Source organism: Cobetia sp. SIMBA_158, assembly GCF_046566945.1.
Classification (GTDB): domain Bacteria; phylum Pseudomonadota; class Gammaproteobacteria; order Pseudomonadales; family Halomonadaceae; genus Cobetia; species Cobetia amphilecti.
In genome coordinates this window covers 1-257 of record NZ_JAWJYL010000656.1, presented here as the reverse complement: position 1 = coordinate 257, position 257 = coordinate 1, and the positions used below count along the sequence as shown (strand labels likewise).

The window sequence follows — 257 nt, the reverse complement described above, 5'->3', positions numbered from 1 at the left end:
CGGGGATCTCTGCGCCCTGACGTTCACAAACTGCATATATCTGATAGACGTGAAACAGGAGTCATAATGAATTTTCATCATCTGGCTTACTGGCAGGATAAAGCGTTAAGTCTCGCCATTGAAAACCGCTTATTTATTAACGGTGAATATACTGCTGCGGCGGAAAATGAAACCTTTGAAACCGTTGATCCGGTCACCCAGGCACCGCTGGCGAAAATTGCCCGCGGCAAGAGCGTCGATATCGACCGTGCGATGAG

At 48.6% G+C, this 257-nt stretch carries 1 pseudogene; it reads left to right on the top strand.

The window, feature by feature from the left end:
* Window positions 1–66: 66 nt before the first annotated feature.
* Window positions 67–257: pseudogene (locus R2R70_RS21455) on the top strand (aldehyde dehydrogenase PuuC); the annotation flags it as partial.